This window comes from Pirellulaceae bacterium (assembly GCA_019636385.1).
Classification (GTDB): domain Bacteria; phylum Planctomycetota; class Planctomycetia; order Pirellulales; family Pirellulaceae; genus Aureliella.
In genome coordinates, this window is record JAHBXT010000004.1 from 744537 (window position 1) to 767149 (window position 22613).

Sequence of the window (22613 nt, forward strand, 5' to 3'; positions counted from 1 at the left end):
CTACAGCGATGTCGGTAAGGCGCTTATCGTGTTGTTCTCTGCATGTTTTCGTACAATTCTACTATAGCTCGTTGGTTGATTCGCAAGAGCCCCTCATGAGCTCGGTCGAGATCGATGATGAGATACAGAACACAAGAAAACGACACAAGAAAAAGAAGCATTTCAGGCGAGCGGCGTGTTGCGGTAAGCCCTGATTGATAACCAACTGAAATCATACCGAGCACGGTGAGTCCCAGGAGCATCAACCAGATGACCGTAGGGATCCGGCTATACAGTCCAACAAATACGCGTTCCGAATGCAGGTCGATCGTCTCATTCATCGATTCTACTAGTAATCCTGCCATGATGGACCCCGTATCTTTTCCAGCTGCCTCAACGGCTTTGGACCACATTTCATCGTGGAGTCGCTCGGACTCAACGAGCAAGTCGCCGATATTCTCCGGAGTCATCTCATACGTTCGTAGCTCCGTGTAACGGACAAGGAGCACCGCAATTTCGTCCGCTGCGGGTTCGGGCAGGAGACGAGTCCTTAGATAAGTTGTTCCGATCGCATTGGCTTCCTGCAAAACCGCCTGACGGCGTGCGTCGAACCGGGACGCTGCCATACTGAAGGTAAAGGCCAAAATAAACGCTAGTAGGCCCAGTACCGACGCTACCATTGCCGCCACGGGGGCTTCTTTTTCGTCAGGCGCGCGCGAATGTCGCCACCGACCTAAGCGATAACCCGAGTCTAGTGCCAACCCGCAAACGACTAGCAGCGTCGGCAGAAAACACCAAAGTGGAATCACGTCCAATATTTCTGTGTGCATTTAGTATTTGACTTGATGGAAACCGTGAATCGATGCGAAAAAATGAGAGCGTACTGCCCCAGCACTTACGAGATAACATAGTTCAACCAGCTGTGCATACGCATCTCAACCCGACGTATGATGTGAGCGAATGTTGCGCTGTTAGTGTAGACGTTGCTAGACCTTCAGAGCCACCGGGTAGGTATGAAGGATCCAGTCGCGGATCATCAATCACAAGCACAACGCCGAACGGCATGTCTCGCATTTCCGCAGAAGGGGCAGCGGACACCGTTCCGCTCGCTTGCAGTTGGGCGGCGGGAGTAATGTCAATGGTTGACTCAAGGGTTGCCGAAAATGTTTTACCTGGGTAATGCTTGAAAGTCACCTCCGCTTTTTTTCCGGATTGAATATGTCGCATCGCATTTTGAGAGATGCTCACCACCCATCGCGTTGCTCCTGATTCTACAAATGTCATGCAACCTCGCACCGGAAGATTCGCGACTTGTTGGCCGCGTCCAAGGGGATGTCCCGGTGGTTGTTGAAACTGGCGATGGTCTCGCTGGGTAAAGGTTAATGGAAAGTTATCAGGTTAGCAAACGGTTTGTGGCTTAGGAACTCGGGGCCTTTGCCGTGGTCGGCTGCCCCCAATTTCTGTCCAGTTGTTATGAGAGTAATGATTGAGTGAAAGGTAATGGATCGCTGTGCTGCTGGAGTGGAGGCGCAGCCGGAACGGAAGCAGCACAGCGACGCGCGAATTCCGCCGAAACGGCCCCTCTGTGGGGGCCGATGTCAGACAAAAACTCTCAGAGTCTCTGGGTTATGAAAACCGCTGGGTTAACGACTCTGGTTATGAAATGTCTGCCTGACAAAGCTTCCTTTTCTGTGCATTGATCTGCCTCACTAGGAGGTATCAAAGTGAGAACTTTGCCGGGCGGGTAGTTAGAAGCGCGACAAATCGGGAGCAGGACGACGGGGAAGCGAGAGGATCGCCGGCGAACAAAGCCGCAAGTATGCGGGTCGTCAATCACCGGCAAGCCAAACGGAGATTCGAGAGCAGATCTCGTCGCGGACGCGGCGGCAATTCGTCGAGCCTCTCGTCAACGGAGCCGGTACAAGCAGCCGGATCGTCAAACGGCCACGATAGAACGTCACCGCAAAACGGCCCCAGCAAGGGGCAGTGCTTCTCGGCATGCGCACAGACGATGATCGCGTGGCGGATTGCGACTTTTCCCAAAAAAACTCTGTGATGCTCTTGGAACGTGCTCCGGCCATCGACACGCCTACCTCTTCCATGACTTGAATCCTCAGTGGATGAACTTCGCTGGGTAAAAGGCCAGCGCTGTAAGCTGTCACAAGCCCTCCACTCAAATGCCGAGTCCATGCTTCGGCCATCTTGCAGAGAAACAAACACCGGGCGTCCTCTGCCTGCTCTAAACGAGGGACATCATGTAAAGCATTTCGCTACAGATCTGGGCCGAGCGTTCGTCGTATCGTTGGGCTTCGAATTCTGTGTCTTCAGCAACCTTCGGATCTTCGTATCGGATCGGTATGCGTAGGTCGCAACCTATCACAAGCGGACAGGCATCGTCGGCCTGTGAACATGTCATCACCGCACAGTATCCTTTGCTCGGATTCGGCGGATCGCCATAGGCCTTTGAGAAGCAGACCTGCGGAGTCGCAGAGTCGGAGGTATAGACGCTATAGCGTGGATTGGTCGCGGCAGAATCGTCGGCAACGATCTTCAGTCCGCATCGTTGCATGGCAGCGACTGCTCGCGGGTTAAATGCCGTTGCTTCGGTGCCACCTGAAAATGTCTCAACGCCGTTCAGGCCGTAGAATGCGGCAGCAACCTGTGCCCAGATCTGCGAGAGATGGCTACGTCGAGAATTGTGTGTGCAGATGAAGGTAAGTTTGGCTGGCTCCGACTTCGCCAAACGATCTCGAACGTAGTCAGAAACCTTCGCCAATTCTGCCTTTCGATCGCTGGGTATCGCTTCAAATTCCGTTACTCGTTCATTCAAATAGCGGGCCAATTCTGGATAAATAGAGTTAGCTGGTGCGTTGTCTTGATTAACAGTCATTGTTGATATTGCTACAGGATTGAAAGGTTCAATGTTACTTCTATGTCAATTCGAAGAGCTTACGCATTCGAGGTAAGCAAGTTCTCTTGAGTCAGTCGGCTGAGGGCACTCAGACCAACCGGAGGCTCGATCTGCCACGGAATGATCGCTACTTGGCTGGCCTGTACTTCTTTGACTTCTCGCAAATACTTCTGCTCGTGCGATTGACGCTGCTTCATCAGCGGATCAGTAATGGGCAAAGGGCTAAGCACTTGATTGATGACCCATGCATAGGGCTCGATCTCGGCGCGTCGCAAGTCACGCTGCAAGGCAGCGGCTTCATGAACCGGAGTCGCTTCGGGCAGCGTGACGATCAAAACGCGAGTGAAGTTTGGATCTCGCAAGCGTGGTAGCAGGTTCTCAACAGCCTCGGGCATTTCGCTTGACTGGCGCGTGACCTCGCGGTGGTAGGCAAGTGCCGAATCGAGCAAAAGAACCGTATGACCAGTGGGAGCTGTATCGAGCACTACAAACTTGTTCGTTCCAGCGGAAACTGCATCGGCAAAGGCCCGAAAGACAGCGATCTCTTCGGTGCACGGCGATCGAAGATCTTCTTCCAATAGTGCCTTGCCCTGAGCATCAAGGTTCGCACCAGCATTACGCAGGACTTCAGCAGAATACTTTGCGGTTTCTACTTCAGGATCGATGCGACTGACCCATAGCGTCGGCAAGCTCTCATCATTCATCGCGGCTGCGATATGTGCCGCAGGATCGGTTGTGGACAAATGAACTTCGTATCCCCGTTCTGCAATTGCCACGGCAACGGCCGCTGCGACGGTTGTTTTACCAACACCGCCTTTGCCCATCGCGAGAATGACACCATGACCTTGGGCGACCAAACCATCGATCAATTCCGAAAGCAACGGCAGGCCATCGACATGTTCAACGACCTCGACTTTTGCATTGGCAAAGGAAGCGGAGTCAACCGAGCCGAGGCGACGAAGTGAGTCAATTCCAAGAATGCCATCCGGGCTGAGCGGCACAATGGTTTGCGGAAAGGCTTGCAAGCTTGCAGGCGTCGCAGCCAGTGCCAAGGCGCCGCGCTGCTGCAGAGCGACGGCGTAAGGATCACTTGTGTCGATTGCAGTGAATACACCGTTGACTACCAGGTGTTGATTGCGGACTCCAAGTTCAGCCAGCTCACCACTTGTTCGAGCCGCTTCACGAAGCGCACTCGCTTCGGCGCGGGCTACGAGCACGAGCGTTGTTACTGCCGGATCGCCAAGGGATTTGACAGACTCTTGATACAATTTTTGCTGCGCCTGCAAGCCGGCCAACGGTCCCAAGCAACTTGTCCCTGTAGTGTTCTGCTCCATGAAGCCATCCCAGGCCGATGGTAGTGTGAGCAAGCGCAAGGTGTGACCGGTTGGTGCCGTATCGAAGATTACATGGTCGAACTCAGCGGTTGCAGTTGGGTCACCAAGCAAGCGAGAGAACTCATCGAAGGCTGCGATCTCTAGCGTGCACGATCCAGAGAATTGCTCCTCTATACTCTTTACAGCCGCTTCGGGCAACAAGCCGCGGTAAGGGCCGACCATGCGTTCGCGATACTCAGCCGCCGACTTCTCGGGATCAAGATTCATGGCGAATAGCGTCGCTATTGCTGGGATCTCGGTTGGGTGGTTTCCAAGTGTGACACCCAGCACCTCATCAAGATTGGACGCGGGGTCAGTCGAGACGAGCAAGACTTTCTTCCCAGCATCGGCGAGCTTTACTGCGGTCGCACATGCCACCGATGTTTTGCCAACCCCGCCTTTACCTGTGAAGAATAGGTTGCGGGTTGGATGTTCTAAAAACTTCATGATTCTTGTTCTTTGTATTGGTCGTTCATCGCCGGCGAACTGTCGGCGTTTTGACAGCGGTTGGGCTCTAGCAACAGCCGCTGGTCCCACAACATCCGCCAGCATTGCTAACAGGCAGAAGTTGTTTCGCTGGCGAACCGGCAACCAAGCGTGCTAGATCTTCGCGCGATGGATAAACGGTTTGGCTGACGATTTCCCCCTCAACCACTACGACTGGCAGGCAGTCGGTTCCCGCAGTGCTCAGCAGATGGTGAATGGCTTTGTTTTCGATAAAGGCTTGTGGTTGCTGTGCGAGGCTGTAGCGCTCGACGCTGTGGCCTTGGTTCTTTAGCCAGTCGAGGTCCGCTGCGAATCTTGGCAGCACGGGATCAACGTCTGGACCACAGACGCCTGTCGAGCAGCACATGGGTTTGTCATAGATTTGTACAGTTTTCATAGTTGTCTCCTTGGAGATCGGTTGAGAATTCAAAACGGGAATGGCGTTTACGACGGTGGTCGAAGATTGCTTCAGCGCGTGGACTCGTACGCTGGCGGCATAGGCATTGGCGTCAAACGATTGCATGACCGATGCAAGAGTATCGTGCAAAGATTTTTCGTCCGAACCGCATGAACTACCGCCACAGCATCTGCCATCGCCGGCCATTGCGTACGCATTTAGGTCTGAGCCTGTGTCCGTTACGACCACAGAGGCAAAGCCCGCTTGTTCTAGTAAGCTGCGATACTCGTCGATGAGAATTGCACCCGAGATGCAACCGACATATGCTTCGACACTTTGCTTGACTTCGATCGGCAGTTTCTGCTTGAGCGCAATGTCGCTCAGTGCCACGCGTCCGCCTGGCTTTAGCACGCGCAGAATCTCGCGAAACACAGCCAACTTTTCGGGCACCAGGTTGATCACGCAGTTGCTGATCACGCAGTCGACAGAGTTGTTGGGTAATGGCAACTTATCGATGGTTGATTGATGGAACTCGACGTTCGTCAGTCCCAGTTTCTGCCTGCCAGCGCGAGCTCGCTCGAGCATTTCTGAAGTCATGTCAATACCGACGACGCGACCCGATGAGCCCACTTTGCGAGCCGCTAGAAACACGTCCATGCCGCCGCCGCATCCAAGGTCCACGACAACTTCACCTTCGCGAATGCCTGCTAATGCCAATGGGTTGCCGCACGACAAGCCCATATTGGCTTCGGCGGGTAACTGATTGAGTTCGTCCTCTGAGTAACCAAACGCCGACGCGATGGACCTAACAGCCGTTGACTCGTTGGATAGCGCGCCTTTGGCAACGCTTGCGTATTGGTCTCGCACATCATTGATAATCATTCGCTCGTTCATTACGTGCTCCTCTGTACGGCTATCGCCTATCGGCGAAGTGCGATAGGTTTGGGTAAAATTTTTTGTTGGTAACAAAACGGCACCCGAAGATCATCTTCTCATGGTCTCACAAGTCCGCGATCAGCTTTTTCAATTTGGCCATCGCCCGGGTGTTGATACAGTAGCACACGCGCGGGCCATCGATTTCTCCTTGTACCAAGCCGGTTTCTTTCAGAATCTTCAAGTGCTGGGAAACCGTCGATTGTGCCAGCGTCATTTCGTCGACGATCTCGCCGCACATGCACGAGGTCCGGTTGAGCAGCAAACGCACGATCCGTACCCGCGCCGGATGAGCCAGAGCCCAAGTCAGCTTGGCCATATCTTCCGCCCAAGCGACATCTGGTAGCGACAGCTTCTCACGGGTGGCGCAGCATTTCTGGGCTTCTGCCTTGGTTCGGACCATCGCTCGATCGCCTTTGGATTGAACAGGTAATCGCAAATAAAACGCTTATCGTCGATATACGATATACATCTGCATATTTCCTGTCAATGCGGATTTACGAAAATGGCGGAAGTGACTTGGACTCCAAACCAATTCGCTGATTAATCCAGAAATAAGGGGGGAGTATCAGCAAATGTGGAAGGGCACTACGAAATCTCCGGAATGCCCGAATGATGTGGTACCAGCTGCACGGGGTCTGTTCGTGCGTATGAAGATTAAGGTCGCTCACTATGGCACAAACACTGACGAAAATGTCACGTAATCGGTGACACGGTACCGCCCACTTCGATATTTATGGCGGCGACACTTCGATGACGGTGTTACCGCGCCCTTGATTGTTTTCGAACAACTGGAATGCTTTGATAAAATCGGTCAGTGGAAACACACGATCAACACGCGGTACAAAGGCACCCGACTGCATGAAGCCTAAGATTTCTCGGACGTTTTGCTGATGGGCTTCCGGGTTCAGCGCGGCCCAAAAACCCCACAAACTCCCGACGGTGGCAGCTTGTTTGATCAGCAGCATGCCGGGGCGAATCGGTTTTTGCCCGGCGGTAAAACCAATCAGGCAGATTCTTCCCAACGGTCGAACTACCGAAATAAGCGCTGTCTCGAACAAGTCACCTTGAACCATGTCCAAGACGCAATCGACGCCGTGCGGTCGTCCCAGTTCTTGGCTAACAACTTTGACTTGATTCTTGAACTCTTTGTAGCTTTCCTTGTCCCGGCCATAAGTTAACACCACATCAGCCCCAGCCTGCCGAGGATACTGTGCCTTGTCTTGGCTGCTGACACCCGCGATCACTTTGACACCCATCGCCTTGGCCAAGTCGATGGCTGCCATGCCGACACCGCCGGAAGCACCATCGATCAGTACCACATCGCCCGGTTTCAATTCGCCGATGATCTTCAGCGAATGATAGGCTGCAAAGTAGTTGCGGCCTACATTGGCGCACTTGGAAAGATGAACACCGGGTGGCGCTTTCCAAACGCAGTTCCCTGGAACTGAAGCAAATTCGGCCAGCCCGCCGATTTGCAACTGTCCGATAACCTGGTCACCTTTGGAAACATGCGCCACGTGGCTGCCCACTTCGGCGACCGTCCCGGTGACGTCCATCCCTGGAATATAGGGTAGTGGCGGTCGCATCTGGTAAAGACCCTGAGCCTGTAATGCATCAGGATATTGAATGCCAGCGTAGTTGACCTGGATCAGAACCTCACCATCACCGCACTGTGGCCTGGGCACATCGTCCAGCGACAGCACATCGGCAAGTGGCTCAGGAATCATAACTGGTTTACCGTTATCGTCAGTTCCGGCGAAGCGGTGGCAGCGAACAGCTTTCATAGTTTTAGTCTTAGTCATACTCAAAATCGGATCTCGGTTGGCTAACGTCGATGAGTGAATCTCAATCGTACCACAATTGCCAACCGTACGGGCTCAGCGGGGCGAATTCAATCGGTCTGGCATGGTAGTTTTTGTAGTCATGACCGACGGTCGCGAAGATTCGAGCCGCGAAAATGAGTTGGTTATTAGTGCGGTCTTACCCGAGGAACACCGAAACGGGAAACTTTGATCCAACGTGAACTGGCAAGACCTTGAAGGATATTGACCATGGAGAGTTGGTGAATTGCCCTTGAGAATCAAGGGCAGGTCTAGCTGATAGGCCGACATGCTATATTGGACATTACTAAATCCACTACCGATGACAAGATGATTCACTCGCGAGAGACTCAGTGAAAAAGTGTCCTTGCCACACGTCAGCCTGGCTACAACGGCGAATGAACACCTAGTACTCTTTACCCAGAAAATACACACGGGCTTATTAGTAGCGACCGTGGGACTTGCGGTGCCAGTGTCAGTGCCAGTGTCAGTGTCAGTGTCAGTGTCAGTGTCAGTGTCTTAGTCGCACGTGCCGCTTCCCGCTGAAGCAAATCAGTCTCTAACTTGTGCCGATAGTGGTTCGTAACCAGCTATTATCGACTGGCCTCATCTTGTCCGAGAACTTTCTTTAGACTTTGCATCTCTAGTCCATGGGATCTTAGTAGACGCCCAACTCGCTCTGATGACGCTGTATCTGGCGGTAATTTGAGTCGATCGAGTATTTCTCGGACAGGCACTCCCGACTGCCTTGCCACCTCTTCCAACGTCATGGAGCCATGGATAGATCTTGATTCATTTGCAGGACCCATTTTCTCTTCATCTGCGCTGTCGAGTTGCTGAGTCTCATTTTGAACATCGAGCATCTGTGAACGTGGAGCGGACTCTGTAGGCACTACGAGCGGTACTGCGGCCAACAAGGAAAATAAGACTAATCCTGCGATTCCCAACAAGAACTTTATGCCTGAGGCATCGGGGTGAGTCTTCTTTCCCATGACGCTGGCGATCCATTTCCAATGAAGAACCAAATGAACAGCCAGAACGCCCAGCAAGAATAATGCGATCCAGTAGTGAATATTGCCCCATGCATGACGGGATAATCCCCAGACAACGGTCACCGGTCGGTGGTTGGCTTCTAATCCTATCCCAACTCCATGCAGTCCACCGCTCCCAGGTGGCAATTGATAACGCAACATCAGCCCTGTTGACGCCAGCATGATTAAGCCGAAGTAAGCGGTCGCGTCAACCAATGTGTTCCACGTTGTTCGAGACATACCCACCACCTTAATTTAGGCTATTACTACTTGATGATCATGGAATATTCAGATCTAAGGTTACAGTCGAAATGACTTCGGGAGTTACGATTGCATTGGCGTACAGACTTGCAAAGTGCTTTACTTTAGGCGTATCAACTTCGAACAGTTCAGCCAGGTATCGGCTTGATAAGGATTGAAACAGCAAACGTGCCTCGATCCTGTAACGACCGGTTGGCAATTGCAACTTGTAGTCAACCGTAGCGGCTGGCGGCAACTGCTGGTTCGTCTGGGCGAATAAAATGAGCTGCGATGAGAACCAAGTTACGTTTGCTATTAGCAGAATGCTTGAACGGGCAATTGTGGTAGCCCAACCACTGCATTGAATAGTAGCTTCCGCCGGTGTTTGATTCATATTCATTCCTTCAAAGAAGGCCTACTATGACAAACCTGCTTTCGAAGCTTCTGAACCTCTACCTTGACTGTGTTACAAGCCATCCGAACAAATGATATCTTAGGCGATTTTTCGCACTTGGCAGCCGCAAAGTGTGCCGAGCTTGACTCGCTAAGCAGTCTCAAGTTGCCAACTTTCTCCCCTGGGTAATGAGTCGTGCATCGGCGGTAACCATACGACTCGCGGTACAGTCGTTTGAAGGCTAGTCATGGATTCAGGCCATTGTCAGCGAAAACTTGCGCTGGGGCGATTCGTCCCTTTGATTGATGAATGGAAAATTGACGCTAACGCCAATCCCCTCACCATCAGCAGGGCCACGGTTAACTTTCGCCAACTACCACTGTCGTTTAGGCATATTTGGGAATTAGCCCGCGTTTGGTAATGCTGCTGCACGTTGGCTGAGTTTATCTCGAGTCGCCCACAGCCCAGCAGAAGGGGTGCTTATGTAGTAGACTACTTCGCCGTCCGGCATGGTGTTCCAGCCTTCACGCATCCGCTGGGCATCATAACGAGCGGCTGCTTGTGAAAGATCTGCATAAGCATAGCCAACTTGTTCGACTTCAGTGCGAGACAATTTGCCTGGCGCATAACGGATGGTGAATCTTCCGTCGCTGGTACCATGGATCAGGTGCGCTGTCCCATGGCCAATGTCCTGCATGTCCGTATTCTGCTTGTAGAGATCCAGTATTTCCAGTCGAGGGCGATAGCCGTACTTGCGAATGAGCGCATCGACTTCAGGCTGTTCGCCGAACCGCTCAACCCCCGGGGCGATGATCAGGAGTTCGCCACCGTCAGCCATTGCCATTCTCGTACGGTAGACAGCTTTGTTCGCGACCCATGTTGCTCGAAACTCATCCTCTTGCATCACCGCGACGATCTTCTTGACTGGCTCATCAAAGACCGTAATGTTCTGCTGCTGACTGGCACGCGCCGCCATCAGATATGTTTCCAAATCATCGCCCACGTACACGCCAGTATGAACCAGCTGATTCTGGGCATCGCGCGCCATAACCACTTGCAGATAGACATCGGGCAGTCGCGAAAGGAACTGGTCTTCAGCCCAGTTGTAACAAGCTCGCAGTGGTGTGATCAATTTGCCAAGATTGTTTTCAATGCCATAAACGCCGGCCGCCATATGCGAAGCGCAAATGGTTTCCTTGCCTCCCAGCCCAATGAAATAGTTTTTGTTGTGATTTGCAAATCCCAGAACTTCATGCGGCACAACGTGTCCAACATTGACAATCAGATCCCATGGCTCCTTGACAGTCATGGTATTGAGATCGACTGGTATGTCCCAATCCGCGATGCCGCTTGTCGTTTCAGCAACTAGCTGCCCTGGAATCACGCCAACACGGGTGACCCCGCCACGCCAATCATGTGCGTGAATGCGTTGGTTGGGGATTGAACCAAACATCCATTTATTTTCAGCGTGTGTGTGAGGAATATGTTGACCCAGCGTCGGGATTACATGCGTGTCGCAGCTCTGGGGTAATAAGTTGTAGATCGTTTCGGTTATCCAACCCGCTCCGCTATGCGCGCGAGTCAAATCTGGCGGTAGCAACAATACGCGCCGGAACTCACATCCCAGCCGGGCCTGTGCTTCGTCGAGCATCCTTTGGCAAATCAGTTCGATTTCTTGCCGTGAAATGAACGACGACTCTGAGTGAAACCAAGGCATATCAAAAAATCCTTCGCCTGCGCGGCGCTGAAAAAGTACGAATTGCAGTCATCGGGTCGGTGGAGATGAAATTGGTTTGAATTGATGATCTGCAGATCTACAGAATAACCCGGAGAGCGCATGCGCGTTAGAGCAATTGAAAAGTTACTCAATCTCGGCCCTGCTTGGCGGCGGCTAGTCACGGACTGATTGCGCGGCGACTGATTTGAAAGAGTTCCTCTTATCGCTTACCAAATACTGCATCGCGTTGATGTATTTCACAATCGATCCTGGCAGGCTTTATAGGTAGGATGCTGGCTGCTAGACCTGCGAAACCTCAAGCAGTGCTCGTAGAGTCGCCAGGGGCAGCAGATGTGCTATGAGAGACGCCCCATGCGGCCGGATTGGTAGTCCTGGATAGCGTCACGGATTTGGTCTCGTGTATTCATCACGAACGGGCCCTGGCCAACAACGGGTTCATTCAGCGGCAGACCTGTGAGAACCAGCAGCCGAGTCGGTAGGAATACTCGGAGAGGGACGGTGCTGCCGATGGGATCGAAAAGTGCCAGCTCGCCGCTACTGACGCGGGCGTCGGCAGCCTGGAGATCACCAGATTGTACGACGGCCAAAGCCGTATGGCCTGGTACCAGTGGCAGATCAATTGTTACGTCTTCAGCAAGCTGCAAATCCCAGACGTTGATCGGTGTGAACGTGCTGGCCGGACCACGGGCACCGCAAAGGTCCCCGGCAATGACTCGCGCTGAGCCGCCGCGATGTGGCAATTCAATCTTGGGAATCTGAGCATCGAGAATACTCTGGTACTTGGGTGCCGTGAGCTTGTCCTTAGCGGGCAAGTTGACCCACAATTGAACCATTTCTAACACACCACCGTCGCGAGCAAATCGCTGGCTATGGAATTCTTCATGGACCACTCCGCCCCCTGCCGTCATCCATTGAACGTCGCCTGGCCCGATGGTGCCATGGCTACCTGTCGAATCGCCATGTTCCAGTTCGCCTTGATACACAATCGTGACCGTCTCAAATCCGCGATGTGGGTGCTCACCCACTCCGCGTTTGGCTTCTGACGGGGCGAAGCGGTACGGCCCGGCGTAGTCCAGTAGCAAAAACGGATCGAAGTCGGTCCCGTGGTGGTACGAAAACAGGCTACGGACGGGAAAGCCGTCTCCGACCCAGTGTTGTGGAACATTGCGAATGATGCGTTTCACTCGACTCACGGTGACCTCATTTTTTGCAGCTTGATTCACGTTGTGGCAGTCAGTCGACGGGTAACGTCAGCTACGTGTCGGCCTTGGAAGCGGGCTTGCGCGAGTTCTTTCTCAGATGGCATTCGCGAGCCATCGGCTCCGGCTATCGTTGCAGCACCCCAAGGCGAACCGCCTTTGACCTCAGTGATGTCGGCCAGCTCCTTACAGGCGTAAGGCAGTCCGACGTAGATCATGCCGTGATGCATCAGCGTTGTGACAAAGCTGATGATCGTGCTTTCATTGCCACCGCCAGTACCGGTGCTCGCGAACACGCTGCCGACTTTACCCACCAGCCCGCCTTGCATCCACAACCCGCCGGTTTGATCAAGAAAATTCCGCATCTGTGCGGCCATATTGCCAAATCGCGTTGGTGTACCGAAAAGAATTGCGTCGTACTGGCCCAACTCTTTGGGTGAAGCGATCTCAGCAGACTGATCCAGCTTCACGCCAGCATTGCGGGCTACGTCATCGGGCATCGTTTCTGGGACGCGTTTCACGACAACCTCTACGCCGGTCACTGAGCGTGCTCCCTCGGCCACAGCCTGAGCAAGTGTCTCGACGTGGCCGTAACTTGAGTAATACAAAACAAGCAGTTTAGGCATGTGACTCTCTCCATATTGCAGGGAATGTTAAAATTTCGACTAGTACCGCCAATGGCTCAGCGGGAAGCATTGTAGCTGGTGAGTAAATTGTGGTAGGCAGGCAAATAGTTGGCAAACCGGGTGGGCAGCTGGAAATACCTTGCGGCGTCAGCGAGGGCGCGCACATTGTTTTTGAAGTCAACCGGCGAGAAGTCGTCGACGATGTTACACCACCCGTTTGATGATCTATTAACAGTCCGGCAGCGTCATTCGTTTCTAGTCGGCGGTAAGTTAAGCTTTGGACCGTCAAAAGCCTCCTTGGGGTGTTTGGGACAGGATTGACGACCCGGTACACTAGATAACCATTGTCGAGCTGACTGCCCAAGAATCAAGTATGGGCGTTTTTGTAACCGAGTATCCTCAGTGATACCAAGAAGATCTCGTGGCCAAGCAGCGCAAGAATGACTGCCAGCACGTTGGTTGTCCGGTGGAAACCACGCTGGAGGCTTGAGCATTCATCGAGTCCGCCCCTGTTCCGCCGTACTACTAAAAGTCCTCGTTGCTATGCTCTACACGGCTGCCTTCACTGCAGTCTTTCTCCAAGCGCTGGTTGGACAATCGCTATTGGCAGGCTAAGGCCAACGGCGTTTGAGTGCTCGCCTGGCCAGACGGTGTAGCTGCCATGATTGTGGTGATTGGCGACTCCGAGCTACACTTCTGCTGTGTCGATGGCTAGTAGTCAGACTCACAGGTTACGGAGCATTTTAGGCCTCAACGAAAGACGGCGTTTCCATGTACAATGGTGCCGCCTGCGGTAAAGTGCTGGGGCTAACAGGTTTAGGAGTGTAACACGTGGACTTTCAACATTCAGAAAAATCTCGCGACTTTCTGGCGCGGGTTCAGGCGTTTATGGAGCAGCATATCGATCCGATCGAGGCGGATTACCATCGTCAGCTTCAGAGCTTAGAAAATAAGTGGGTAGTGCTGCCAATCATCGACCAGCTCAAGGCGCGAGCGCGGGCGGAGGGGCTGTGGAACATGTTTCTGCCCGACCCACAACTGGGTGCTGGATTATCGGTGACCGAGTACGCTCCGGTCGCTGAGGCCACGGGGCGGTCGTCGATAGCTCCCGAGATTTTCAACTGCAACGCACCCGATACCGGCAACATGGAGGTGTTGTACCACTACGGCAGCCAACAACAAAAGGATCAGTGGTTAAAGCCGTTGTTAGCCGGCGAAATTCGTTCAGCATTTTGCATGACCGAGCCGGATGTGGCGTCAAGCGATGCGACGAACATGGCGGCTACGGCTACGATCGAAGGCGACGAAGTGGTGGTCAATGGTCGCAAGTGGTGGAGTACCGGAGCGGGTCACCCGCGCTGTAAGATTCTAATCTTCATGGGCCTGACCAACCCGGCGGCTCATCGTCATGCGCAACATTCGATGGTTCTGGTTCCTATGGACTCGCCTGGTGTTCGTGTCGTGCGGCCGCTGTCAGCAATGAACATGCGCGACGAACCTTTTGGGCACTGCGAAGTCGACTTTGACAACGTTCGATTGCCCAAGAGCGCCATCATCGCCGGCCCCGGTCGCGGATTCGAGATTGCTCAAGGCCGACTTGGTCCGGGTCGAATTCATCACTGCATGAGATTGCTGGGCCTGGCGGAAATGGCGCTGAAATTGATGTGCCAGCGATCGCTCAACCGAGTGGCTTTTGGCAAGCCGTTGGCCAATCTGGGTGGCAATCGCGAGCGAATCGCCGACGCGCGCATCATGATCGAACAGGCGCGATTGCTCGTCCTGAAGGCGGCCTGGATGATCGATCATAAGGGAGTATTTGCGGCGATGAGCGAGATATCGCAGATTAAAGTCGTGTGTCCCAATGTGGCTCAGACGGTCATCGACATGGCCATTCAGATGCACGGCGGTGCCGGAGTGTGCAACGATTTCCCGTTGGCCGCCGCCTGGACAGCCGCACGCACCCTGCGACTTGCCGATGGCCCTGACGAGGTGCATCGCGGACTGGTCGCCAGGTTCGAGCTGGCAAAATACAAGTCTTGAGCCACACAGTCGAGGAACCAAGATGGCTGCCGACGAAAAACTGCTGGACCGTCCGCGCGATGTGCGCTCGGGTGAAGAACTGGATGTGGCTGCCGTCGATGCTTGGCTAAAATCCAGAGTCGATTGCCTAGACGGACTCCCGCAAGTTAGACAATTCTCTGGTGGCGCATCGAACCTGACCTATTTGCTCACCTATCCACAGCGCGAACTGATACTCCGCCGTCCGCCTTTTGGTCATAAGGCCAAGAGCGCTCACGACATGGTGCGCGAGTATCGAATACAAGCCGGGCTGAAGCCGGTCTATCCGACGGTGCCCACGATGGTGGCCCTGTGTCAAGACGCTGAAGTTATGGGCTGTGACTTCTATGTCATGGATCGCATCCGAGGAATTATTCCTCGGGCCAACTTGCCCCGGGGATTGTCATTGACCGCCCCGCAAACGCGCCGCATGTGCCAGGGCGTGATCGACAAACTGATCGAGCTACATCAAGTCGATTATCAGGCAGCGGGGCTGGAAAGTCTGGGCAAGGGTGCTGGGTACGTCAAGCGACAAATCGAGGGCTGGACCGAGCGGTACGGTAAGTCGAAAACGTGGAACGTGCCGGCATGGGCCAGCACCATGGACTGGCTGAGCAAAAACATGCCAGAAGATGTGGGCACGGTTGTGATTCACAATGATTATCGGTTTGACAATGTGGTGTTGGACGCAGATGATCCGCAACGAGTTGTTGGCGTGCTGGACTGGGAGATGGCCACACTAGGTGATCCGCTGATGGACCTGGGCAACACCCTGGCTTATTGGGTTGAAGCAACGGACGATCGCTTCCATCAACTGATTCGACGTCAGCCGACGCATCTGCCCGGCATGTTCACGCGGCGCGAGATGGTCGATTATTACTGCCAGCGCATGCAGTTGCGACTGGACAACTGGACTTTCTACGAGGTGTACGGGCTCTTCCGCTTGGCGGTTATTCTGCAGCAAATTTACTATCGCTACCACCATCGGCAAACTCGCAATCCAGCCTTTCGACGTTTCTGGCTGTTCAATCACTATCTGCATTGGCGCTGCAAGCGCGCTATCCGAAAGCACTGATGGCCGTTATCTATCTCATTCGTCATGGGCAAGCGTCGTGGGGCCAGCAGGACTACGACCAGTTGTCTGAGCTGGGCATCCAGCAAGCAGGCATGTTGGGGCAGGTGCTTCGCCAAAGGATTGGCCGACCCGATGCGGTGATATCCGGAGCCATGCGCCGCCATCGACAAACGGCTGAGCATGCACTGGCCGCCATGGAGTTGCAAACGGACTGGCACGAAGACGCGCGCTGGAACGAATACGATCATCAGCAATTGCTGGAGCGGATCAATCCTCGGTACAACGACCCGGCGTTGCTCAAGCTGGATATGGCCCGCGAGGCTCATCCACGTCAAAAGTTTCAAGATGTCTTCGACCAGGCTCTCTTGCGTTGGCTGAGCGGCCAGTACGATGCCGAGTATGCCGAGAGCTGGCCAGCGTTCAAAGCTCGAATCGGAGCCGCGTTGGAACATGCCTTGAGCCACGAGGGGACCACGCTGGTGTTTACCTCGGGCGGCGCCATTGGGGCCGCCGTTAGGCAGTTATGGAATTTGCCGGATGAAAGCTGGCTACACGTCAATCGCGTCATTGCCAACGCCGCCATTACCAAAATTGTGCGCGGCAAACGCGGCATTCATTTGTCCACCTTCAACGAACACAACCACTTTGAAGGCGATGATCGTCGCTGGCTGACGTATCGCTAAGACCTGCTGGAAACAACCAAACTATTTTCGGCATTCGAGCCAGACAATTCAATGTAGACGCAGGCCGGGGTGCATGTGCACAGAGCAACGATCGAGGATCAAAAGGCGCCCCTGGAATGGCTATTGCGAAAATTCCAGTCGGTCGCTGGAACTGAATTGCCATGGCCATAACCTAGCGTTAAGTACCCCATAGCCAGTTAGTAAACAGATACGACAAGCAGGAAGTCCGCCGGACGAGCGACTTACAAAACGTCAGTAGTATCTTGAATTCAGCCAACGCCACTAGCCTTGAGCGCCATCCATTTTGTCGACTGTGATTTGGGCTTTTAATGTGCTGCTGGGTATGCCGGTGTCAATCAGAGCTAGCTTGCTGAAGAATTCGACGGTCTCATCCACGGCATCGGCTTGAATCATGATCAATTCATCTGGCAGCGCTGAGTCCAAAGCGTGTTGAACACTTTCGCGCCATGTGGAAAACCACTGCGTGTTGCGGACACGTGAGCCCAGGGCTAACCCTTCGCGAAACAGATGCACAATGTCGCCGGGCTTACGTCCTCGACAATAGCTGCCTTCGTACAGTACGACACGATCAAAGTGATGTCCGAGCATCTGCCCCTGGCGAATCATGTCGGTATCCAGGCGATCTCCGGCGGCGGAATAGACCGCCGAGCGTCGCGAATTAGGAAAATTGGCCAGAGCGCTCAACAGACTCTTCAGCGCCGAAGTGTTGTGTCCGTAGTCGATGACTAGTGTGCACTGGTTGTATTGAAAAATGTTGAAGCGTCCGGGTGAGCCATTGATCGATGAGCTGAAGGATTCCAGCCCAGCCCGAATGACTTCAACAGGTATGCCCTGCACCCAAGCTGCTGCAACAGCAGCCATTGCGTTTTCGATTTGGAAGCGAATCTTGCCACCGTGCGTGATGGGAATTCGGTCCAGCGGTAGCACGGCAAACTCGCTGGTACCATGGGCGGCCATGATCGAACCGTCGCGCGTGAATACTACTCGTTGATTATGTTGGCGATTGGCGACCAGCAACGGATGATCTGGGCTGTGAGCAAAGTACAGCACGCTGCCTTTGCAATTGGCAGCCATTGCAGCCACTAACGGATCTTCAGCATTCAACACAGCACAACCGTTTGGCGCAACCACATCGACGATGCAGCGTTTGACTTTGGCCAGATGTTCCAGGGTATTGATATTGTTAAGACCTAAATGGTCGCCTTCGCCAATATTGGTAACGACGGCTACATCGCATTTGTCGAAGGCCAGGCCCTCGCGAAGAATGCCACCGCGCGCCGTCTCCAGCACGGCCGCATCAATGCTTGGATTCATCAACACGCGTTTGGCACTCTTGGGGCCGCTGCAATCGCCATCGTCGATGCGCCGACCGTTAAAGTAGACGCCATCGGTGCTGGTCAGCCCCACGCGTTTGCCTGATAAATGAACGATGTGGCCAATCAATCGCGCGGTCGTTGTCTTGCCGTTGACGCCGGTTACAGCCACGATGGGGATGCGACCGTTATCACCCGCGGGAAACAGCATATTCACGATGGCTTCGCACACCGGTTGACCATCGCCTTCGCTTGGTTGAATGTGCATTCGCAAACCGGGACCCGCATTGACTTCAACAATTCCACCGTTTTGATCTTCCAGTGGAACAGAAATATCTCTGGCTACGACATCCACACCCGCTATATCCAACCCGACAACTTGTGCGGCTTCGACGACTCGCGCAGCGACTTGTGGGTGAACCTGTTTGGTAACATCGCAAGCCGTGCCGCCGCTACTGAGATTGGCGTTGCGGCGGATGTAGACAATCTGGTTTAGCTCAGGAACATCATCCGGCGCAAAACCTTGTTGCGTTAGCACCGCTAGAGCAACTTCATCTAGGGTAATGTAGCTCATGACCGTCGCATGGCCATCGCTGCGCCGCGGATCTTGATTGACCAAGTCGATCAATTGGCGGATCGTATGCTGACCGTCGCCGATCACCTTAGCTGGCTCACGGCGTGCTGCGGCTACGAGCTGATTGCCGATGACCAACATGCGGTGATCGGCACCCTCGAAAAACTTCTCCACCAGGATCGTTGATTCTTCCAGGTAGGCCAATTCATAGGCATGTTCAACCTCTTGCTGCGTATACAGATTGGTCGAGACACCACGACCATGATTGCCGCATTGAGGTTTGACCACCACGGGTAAACCTATCTCGAGCGCTTTTTCCCAGGCGTGCTGTTTTGACTCTACCACTCCGCCTTCTGGGACAGGAATACCTGCCGAGTGTAGCAGATTCCGAGTCAACTCCTTATCCTTGGCGATGGCCTCGGCAATGGCGCTGGTTCGATCGGATTCAGCGGTCCAGATGCGACGTTGGCGCGAGCCGTATCCCAACTGAACGAGATTGCCATCATTCAGTCGCATGTATGGAATGCCACGTTGCTTGGCAGCCTGGACGATACCTTGAGTGCTGGGCCCAAGGCAATTTGCATGTACCAGGTCGCGCAGACGCGAGATTTCTGCTTCAATATCAATTGGCGTATTATCGACTGCCGCTAATACAACGCGGCGCGCGGCTTCCAGGGCTTCTTTCCCAACGCTTTCGTCATGGTACGCGAAGACCACACGATAGACGCCATCTTCATCCAGTTCGCGAGCGCGGCCGAAGCCAACACTATTACCTCCCAGGGTTTGCAATTCGAGCACAACATGCTCAAGAATATGCGCCATATAAGTTCCGCGCCGCAAGCGCTGGAAGAAGCCCCCTCGCTCGCCGACGCTACAACGGTGCTCGATCATGCCAGGCAGCCAGGTCATCAAGCGCTCGTTAAATCCGGAGATCATCTCGGACGATGTCTCCTTGAGATCTTTCAAATCAACTACAGCCTCGATGACGGGAAAGTTAGCCCAGATGTTTGGGCCACGAAGAACATTGGTCCTACGAATGACCAACCGTTCGGCGGTGGAGATGTTAGACATGATGCCTAAGTGAGAGTTTTTTTTGGGGCGGTACGCAGTAATTGGGTACCGGGTTTCAGAATCGGGTCGCTCTGTTGAAGCAACCTATTCGCTTCTGCGGAAAAAGGCAAAGCTGACCTTGGTGTTACCAACGGCAGCTGCCCTCATACTGAAACCGGACACAATTATCGTATGCTTTACGGGAAAGGCTATAGTCAACCGCATAAGATTTTTGTAACAGTGTTAATCGACGTATTCCTGTAAGGTGACGGCTAAGAATCCACACTACGGACGATCCGCTGCCCCTGGACAGATTAGCTCCCATGGCTAACCTCACCAGCCAAACATTCAGTAAAGTCGGCCCTATCAAGGTCTAGCTCGATTACGATGAATTTCGCAAAACAGGCCGAAAATACAGAGGAAAACGCGGATCAACGAGCCGCCACTGAGCGGTTGCATGGCGTTCTGGAGCCTGCCGAACAGATGGTTGGATTTGTCTATCTGGACTTGGACCAGCGGCGTCACTTTGCGGAGACACTGCTCGCCCTAACAGGGGGGCGACTGATCGAACAGCCTGCGGGCAAAGCCTACCGCTCCTGGAATATCTCGTCGGATTTGGCGTTGCGCTCGAATGTTTTTTCGGGGCTGGGCAAGCTCGTATTGGTTAGAGGTAGCACATCAATGGCTACTTGGTACTTCACGGCTGCCAAGGCTAACAAAGTGTCGCAACTGATGGCGCAATTCAATGCTGCAGCCCGTGATCAGCAGTCATCAGAACCTTCGCCGGCGGTAGAAGTTGCACTCACGCCTGCCGCCGCACCGGCACCCACGAAGAGTTTGCTGAGGCTTGCTCGCTTCACCAAACATCGCCTGAAACTGGTGTTGCTGGGGATGCTGCTAACCTTGTTAGCCACTGCCGCTGGATTAATCTGGCCCTATCTAACGATGCCTTTGATCGACAATGTGCTGATTCCGTGGCAGAGCCAACTCAGCCCATTGACGGCTAACCAATTCTACGTGGCACTCATGCCCTACATCGTTGGTCTGATTGCTGCAGCGCTGCTGGCCTGGGGTCTAGGCTGGGCTCGCACCTATTCCATTGGCAATTTGAGCGAACAGATTAGTTGCGATCTGCGCAATGCGACGTATCGCCACTTGCAAAAGCTATCACTCGACTACTACGGCGACAAACGCACCGGTGATTTGATTTCTCGGATCAGCAGCGATACGGATCGCATCTGCCTGTTTCTATCATCACATCTGCTGGATTTTGCCACTGACCTGTTGATGATCCTGCTAACATCCATCATTTTAATTCAGTTGGATCCTTGGTTGGCATTGGTAGCGCTGCTTCCTTTTCCGCTGATTGCCTGGCTGACTCACGGCGTACGTGTGCGATTGCGACATGGATTTGCTCGCGCGGGCCATGCTTGGGAAGCCATGGTGAGCGTTCTGACCGATGCGATTCCCGGTGTGCGAGTAGTCAAAGCGTTTGCCCAGGAGCAGCGCGAAGGCCAACGCTTTCAAGATGCCAATCAGCACGTGCTGGACTCCAATGTGCGCATCAATCGCTTGTGGGCGTTTTTTGGACCCACGGTAACATTGCTAACAGAAGTCGGCATGTTGCTGATTTGGCTGTATGGAGCCTGGCTGGTAGCCCATCAGTCGATTACCGTCGGCAAATTAACGCTATTCATCACTTACATCGGCCGATTCTATATTCGTTTGGACTCGATGAGTCGGATGTTAGCCGATACTCAGCGAGCGGCGGCGGCAACTTATCGCGTGTTTGAAATTTTGGATCAACAGCCCAGCGTCATGGAGCCACAACGGCCGGTGGACCTCGGCCGCGTTAGGGGGCGCATTGAATTTCGTAATCTGAGATTTCGGTACGGCAATCGCGAGGTGCTGAGCGGTATTGACATGGAGATTCAGCCTGGCGAGTTGATTGGTTTGGTTGGCCCGAGTGGCTCGGGCAAAAGCACGCTGGTCAATCTTGTGTGTCGCTTTTATGACGTCACAGAAGGCTCGATCCTGGTTGATGGACACGACATTCGTTCCTTCTCAATTGAGAAGTTTCGCAGTCACATCGGCATCGTGTTGCAAGAACCCTATCTATTCTTTGGTACCATCGCCGAGAATATCGCCTATGGCCGCCCTCAGGCATCACCAGCACAAATCATCGCGGCAGCGCGCGCTGCCCACGCGCATGTATTCATTAGCCGCTTGCCCGATGGTTACGATTCGATGGTTGGCGAGCGGGGGCAAGGTCTATCCGGCGGTGAGCGACAAAGAATCTCGATCGCCCGCGCCATTTTGACCGATCCGCGAATCTTGATCTTAGATGAAGCCACTTCTGCGGTCGACAACGAAACCGAGCGCGAAATCCAAGCCGCGCTAGACAATCTGATTCAAGGTCGAACCACGATCGCCATTGCGCACCGCTTAAGTACGCTGCGTAACGCTGATCGCATCGTGGTGATGGAACACGGAGTTGTGGCCGAAATTGGCAAGCACGACGAACTGCTGACACGTGGTGGAGTGTATACGCGTTTGCATCAGGCTCAGATGAACGTCATGCATTGATCCAGGCCGCACAGGGTGTGTTTCGCCCTGAAATCGCCTGGTAGGCCCGTTAAAGTTCACACTGCTTCATTACTAACTTGCGCGCAAAATGCCAATATTTGTCGATTCCGCACAGCCCACATC

The 22613-nt window shown here is 53.7% G+C and carries 16 protein-coding genes and 1 pseudogene; 4 read left to right on the plus strand and 13 right to left on the minus strand.

The window, feature by feature from the left end:
• Positions 1 to 23: 23 nt before the first annotated feature.
• The 12 genes and pseudogenes from KF752_17365 to wrbA form a co-directional block, all read right to left on the minus strand.
• Positions 24 to 788, minus strand: coding sequence for a hypothetical protein (locus KF752_17365; GenBank protein ID MBX3423330.1), 765 nt, complete (start codon positions 786 to 788; stop codon positions 24 to 26).
• 1430 nt (positions 789 to 2218) lie between these two features.
• A complete protein-coding gene (locus KF752_17370) occupies positions 2219 to 2869 on the minus strand; it encodes a protein-tyrosine-phosphatase (GenBank protein ID MBX3423331.1) in 651 nt (216 codons plus the stop codon).
• A 59-nt stretch (positions 2870 to 2928) separates the two neighbouring features.
• On the minus strand, positions 2929 to 4710 hold the full coding sequence (gene arsA / locus KF752_17375; protein ID MBX3423332.1) for an arsenical pump-driving ATPase: 1782 nt from the start codon (positions 4708 to 4710) through the stop codon (positions 2929 to 2931).
• 67 nt (positions 4711 to 4777) lie between these two features.
• Positions 4778 to 5146 (minus strand): arsenite efflux transporter metallochaperone ArsD, encoded by a 369-nt coding sequence (gene arsD, locus KF752_17380; GenBank protein MBX3423333.1) that lies wholly within the window; start codon positions 5144 to 5146, stop codon positions 4778 to 4780.
• Positions 5147 to 5215: 69 nt separating this feature from the next.
• A pseudogene (gene arsM / locus KF752_17385) lies at positions 5216 to 6028 on the minus strand (arsenite methyltransferase).
• 118 nt (positions 6029 to 6146) lie between these two features.
• On the minus strand, positions 6147 to 6482 hold the full coding sequence (locus KF752_17390; protein ID MBX3423334.1) for a winged helix-turn-helix transcriptional regulator: 336 nt from the start codon (positions 6480 to 6482) through the stop codon (positions 6147 to 6149).
• A gap of 331 nt (positions 6483 to 6813) precedes the next feature.
• Positions 6814 to 7809, minus strand: coding sequence for an NADPH:quinone oxidoreductase family protein (locus KF752_17395; protein MBX3423335.1), 996 nt, complete (start codon positions 7807 to 7809; stop codon positions 6814 to 6816).
• 686 nt (positions 7810 to 8495) lie between these two features.
• The gene (locus KF752_17400) at positions 8496 to 9173 is read right to left on the minus strand and encodes a DUF4405 domain-containing protein (GenBank protein MBX3423336.1); all 678 of its coding nucleotides are present in this window, start codon (positions 9171 to 9173) and stop codon (positions 8496 to 8498) included.
• A gap of 37 nt (positions 9174 to 9210) precedes the next feature.
• On the minus strand, positions 9211 to 9567 hold the full coding sequence (locus KF752_17405; protein MBX3423337.1) for a hypothetical protein: 357 nt from the start codon (positions 9565 to 9567) through the stop codon (positions 9211 to 9213).
• Between the two features lie 403 nt (positions 9568 to 9970).
• Positions 9971 to 11284 (minus strand): DUF2088 domain-containing protein, encoded by a 1314-nt coding sequence (locus KF752_17410; protein ID MBX3423338.1) that lies wholly within the window; start codon positions 11282 to 11284, stop codon positions 9971 to 9973.
• Between the two features lie 356 nt (positions 11285 to 11640).
• On the minus strand, positions 11641 to 12498 hold the full coding sequence (locus KF752_17415) for a pirin family protein (protein MBX3423339.1): 858 nt from the start codon (positions 12496 to 12498) through the stop codon (positions 11641 to 11643).
• Between the two features lie 26 nt (positions 12499 to 12524).
• A complete protein-coding gene (wrbA, locus tag KF752_17420) occupies positions 12525 to 13130 on the minus strand; it encodes an NAD(P)H:quinone oxidoreductase (protein MBX3423340.1) in 606 nt (201 codons plus the stop codon).
• An 831-nt stretch (positions 13131 to 13961) separates the two neighbouring features.
• Between wrbA and KF752_17425 the strand changes: the two genes are divergently transcribed.
• Genes KF752_17425 through KF752_17435 form a run of 3 tightly spaced genes read left to right on the plus strand, consistent with a single transcriptional unit; the run spans position 13962 to position 16946 of the window.
• Positions 13962 to 15170, plus strand: coding sequence for an acyl-CoA dehydrogenase family protein (locus KF752_17425; GenBank protein MBX3423341.1), 1209 nt, complete (start codon positions 13962 to 13964; stop codon positions 15168 to 15170).
• A gap of 22 nt (positions 15171 to 15192) precedes the next feature.
• Entirely contained in the window at positions 15193 to 16263 is a 1071-nt protein-coding gene (locus KF752_17430) for a phosphotransferase family protein (protein MBX3423342.1), read from the plus strand.
• Entirely contained in the window at positions 16263 to 16946 is a 684-nt protein-coding gene (locus KF752_17435; protein MBX3423343.1) for a histidine phosphatase family protein, read from the plus strand. The genes KF752_17430 and KF752_17435 overlap by 1 nt, the downstream gene beginning before the upstream one ends.
• Positions 16947 to 17228: 282 nt before the next feature.
• Here the strand turns inward: KF752_17435 and cphA are convergent, their stop codons facing one another.
• Complete coding sequence (cphA, locus tag KF752_17440) at positions 17229 to 19925, minus strand: cyanophycin synthetase (GenBank protein MBX3423344.1); 2697 nt, start codon at positions 19923 to 19925, stop codon at positions 17229 to 17231.
• 366 nt (positions 19926 to 20291) lie between these two features.
• Between cphA and KF752_17445 the strand changes: the two genes are divergently transcribed.
• The gene (locus KF752_17445; protein MBX3423345.1) at positions 20292 to 22490 is read left to right on the plus strand and encodes an ABC transporter ATP-binding protein; all 2199 of its coding nucleotides are present in this window, start codon (positions 20292 to 20294) and stop codon (positions 22488 to 22490) included.
• Positions 22491 to 22613 lie beyond the last annotated feature (123 nt).